Annotated in this window: 5 protein-coding genes; 4 read left to right on the forward strand and 1 reads right to left on the reverse strand. The window is 30.4% G+C overall.

Annotation, left to right across the window (positions count from 1 at the left end):
• Positions 1–48: 48 nt before the first annotated feature.
• On the forward strand, positions 49–759 hold the full coding sequence (locus tag AOG55_RS01930) for a DUF929 domain-containing protein (RefSeq protein ID WP_048102462.1): 711 nt from the start codon (positions 49–51) through the stop codon (positions 757–759).
• 66 nt (positions 760–825) lie between these two features.
• Positions 826–1,137 (forward strand): hypothetical protein, encoded by a 312-nt coding sequence (locus AOG55_RS01935; protein WP_048102461.1) that lies wholly within the window; start codon positions 826–828, stop codon positions 1,135–1,137.
• Here AOG55_RS01935 and msrA read toward each other — a convergent pair.
• A complete protein-coding gene (msrA, locus tag AOG55_RS01940; protein ID WP_048102460.1) occupies positions 1,131–1,664 on the reverse strand; it encodes a peptide-methionine (S)-S-oxide reductase MsrA in 534 nt (177 codons plus the stop codon). The genes AOG55_RS01935 and msrA overlap by 7 nt on opposite strands.
• A gap of 147 nt (positions 1,665–1,811) precedes the next feature.
• Here msrA and AOG55_RS01945 point away from each other — a divergent pair, with 147 nt between their 5' ends.
• Together AOG55_RS01945 and AOG55_RS01950 are read left to right on the forward strand one after the other, a co-directional pair.
• Positions 1,812–2,153 carry a hypothetical protein gene (locus AOG55_RS01945; protein WP_048102458.1) on the forward strand — a complete coding sequence of 114 codons (342 nt, stop codon included), beginning with the start codon at positions 1,812–1,814 and terminating at the stop codon, positions 2,151–2,153.
• A 225-nt stretch (positions 2,154–2,378) separates the two neighbouring features.
• Complete coding sequence (locus AOG55_RS01950; protein ID WP_061950862.1) at positions 2,379–3,002, forward strand: HAD family hydrolase; 624 nt, start codon at positions 2,379–2,381, stop codon at positions 3,000–3,002.
• Positions 3,003–3,020 lie beyond the last annotated feature (18 nt).

Raw genomic sequence — 3,020 nt, forward strand, 5'->3', positions numbered from 1 at the left:
TATTATTATAATAGTTAAAAATTAATAATAATTTTAAATAACCAATTCATGAATAAAAAATATGCCAATATTATTATAATTGCTGTTTCAATAATAATAGCAGCCCTTATAATCATCCCATTTGCAATTCAGCCCTTTGAGGAACCCTCAGGAAAATTTTTTAGGGTCAGCTCACACGGTGATAGCAGGGTAAATATTTTATTGGTGAGCTGGCTGGGATGCCCAATAGGCGCATCCCTTTCATGGCCCCTGTATTTTGCATTAACACATTATGGAAATGTATCGTATTATCAATGGCATTCAGACCCATCAGATGTTTATCCAGATACGCCTGGATTAATTTTCACTGGATTTAAATCAAATGCCATAAATGCAACATTTATTTACCTTTACAATGAGACCTTAACTGGAAATGCACAAAATAAAACCATTAATGGAAATCTTGTTGATTATGGGTTATCCGAATTAAAATCAAGTGTTAACGTCAGCGAATATGAAATAATAAAAAAGTACACAACACAGGAGTGGATTTCAGGCAGCTTCTTTCAGAGCAGTGCAGATTCAGTTTCACCACACCATATAAATACCGTTTTATTAATTTCAGGTCCAAACGGCACATACTTTTTAAATGGCGGTCTTTACAGCCCAAAGAATATATCATCATACAGCGATAATTATCTTTTGGAAAATGGATTAAATATAACATATATAAGGTCTGCGGAAAATGAAATAGAAAATCAAATAAAAGCAGTTGAATAATTTTTATTTATTGTTCTGTATTAAATAAAGGTATAAATAAAGTTTTTAAATATATCATGGAAAAAAATGATAATAGCCACAGTATCTTTTAGGGATGGCAGGCTTGTTGAATCAGACCCTTCTGATGAAATTTCTGTTCTGGATATAAAAAGGTCACTTGCGTATGCATTTTTATATGACTATACGGTAAATGTTTATTCCAATAATTTAATTTACAGGGATGTTAAGGTCATTGCAATCAAATTTAATGAGAATGGAAACCTGTTTTTCACGGGAGTTTTTAGCCATGAAAAAAGGGTTATTAAAAAAAGTTTTTCATGGAGGGAAATAAATTACATTGACATAAATATAAATAAGGAGCCCGAAAGTTATTACTGAGGTTTTAATTTATATGAAAATTTCTGTTTTACCTTTTCAACCTTTGGTTTTATAACAATTCTGCAATATCCCTTCTCCGGATGCTTTGCAAAGTAATCCTTATGATAATCCTCGGCCGGATAAAAATTACGGTACGGTTCAACCGACACAACTATTTTATCATATTTTCCAGACGCTTCAAGGGATTTAATATAATCCAGAGACCTATTTCTCTGCTCTTCATTTGTATAAAAAATTGCCGTACGGTAATTTGTACCTATGTCCTCACCCTGCCTGTTTAATGTTGTTGGGTCTATTGCCGAAAAATATATCTCAAGCAGGTCATTAAAGCTGATTTGATCGTTATCAAATCTTATTTTAACGGTTTCTGCATGGCCTGTTTCCTGACTGCATACCTGCTCATATGTGGGATTTACCGTGGTCCCCCCTGAATAGCCAGGCTGGACATCAACAACACCCCTTATGTCCTTAAAAACAGCCTCCATGCACCAGAAGCAACCTCCAGCAAAATAACATACATCTTCCATAATTTTATATTCTAATTTAATAATTATAGATTTCTATAATAAATCTTATGAATTTATTTAATTATTCAAAATTTAGGTATTTGAAATTAATATAATAATTTCTTTATTTAAATATACATTTAAATATATTAATATAATATATAAAATATGAAAAATGTGGCAATTATAATTTCAACTGCAAATAAGGAAAAGGCAATAGCTGCAGCAACACTTGCCGGTGTTTCAAGAAAAAATAAATTTTTTGGAGATACAAAATTAATATTTTTTGGCCCAAGCGAGAGGTTTATAGCAGATAATGACGAAGCTATTATGAAACTTATAAATGACTATAATAGCGCTGGCAACTCACTTGCAATTGCGTGCAAACTGGTTGCAAATAACCTTAACCTTGCAGACAAACTTGAAAAGGTCAGCGCCATTAAGCTTGACATGGTGGGCCCGATAATAAAGGATCTGGCAGAAAAAGATTATGAGTTTTTAACATTCTAAATTTCTATGTAATTCATATTTATTTAAAAATTTATAAAACTGTATTTAACATTTTAAGGTCTTTTATTAATGGATTTAACCTTATAATATATTCTGGCAATTTTTATATACCTATTTAATAAGTTTTACGCCAATATAAATATAGTACAATATAACATATATAGAAAAACTTAAATTATATTTAGCGATATATACGTTTAAAAATAGAAAGTGAGAGGTGATAAAATGGTAAAGCTTGTTGCCTTCAGCATGGAAGGAACACTGTTAAAAAATAAAAATACCTGGAACAGGGTTATGTCTAAATTATCCAGGAATCCTTATTATAACATAATCTATAACTTTGATTATTTATATGACAATTTAAATAACAAGATTAATGTATCCATAAATAATACAGCATTTAACAAATTAATCGATGAATCCTTCGATTACATGGACCTTTATGATGGTATAGATGATACAATAAAAATACTGCACCAGAATGGAATAAAAGCTGCAATAATAACCGCTGGTGTAAAAAACTATGCTGATATAATAGCAAGGGAATTTAAGTTTGATTATTCCATAGCCAATGAAATGAAAATAATTTCTGGCAAAATAAGATTTATCAAAAATGTGGATTCAATTAGAAAGGAAATAATATTAAACAAATTAAGAATTAAAAACGGATTTAAAAGGGATGATATAATATCTGTTGGAAGCAGCCTGCAGGACATCTCAATGAAAAATGTATCCGGTAAATTTATAGCATTTAATCCTTCAGCAGTTGAGGTAATAAGGGTTGCTGATAAAATTATAGACGGTTCTGAATCTCTTCTTGATATACTAAATGAACCGATAAATGCATAATAAAAACATATTTTAATA

It is taken from the genome of Acidiplasma cupricumulans (genome assembly GCF_001402935.1).
Lineage (GTDB): Archaea > Thermoplasmatota > Thermoplasmata > Thermoplasmatales > Thermoplasmataceae > Acidiplasma > Acidiplasma aeolicum.

Excerpts from the sequence above, each read along its gene's own strand:
- AOG55_RS01930 (WP_048102462.1), top strand. The coding sequence starts at position 49 with ATGAATAAAAAATATGCCAATATTATTATAATTGCTGTTTCAATAATA.
- AOG55_RS01935 (WP_048102461.1), top strand. The coding sequence starts at position 826 with ATGATAATAGCCACAGTATCTTTTAGGGATGGCAGGCTTGTTGAATCA.
- msrA (WP_048102460.1), bottom strand. The coding sequence starts at position 1,664 with ATGGAAGATGTATGTTATTTTGCTGGAGGTTGCTTCTGGTGCATGGAG.
- AOG55_RS01945 (WP_048102458.1), top strand. The coding sequence starts at position 1,812 with ATGAAAAATGTGGCAATTATAATTTCAACTGCAAATAAGGAAAAGGCA.
- AOG55_RS01950 (WP_061950862.1), top strand. The coding sequence starts at position 2,379 with ATGGTAAAGCTTGTTGCCTTCAGCATGGAAGGAACACTGTTAAAAAAT.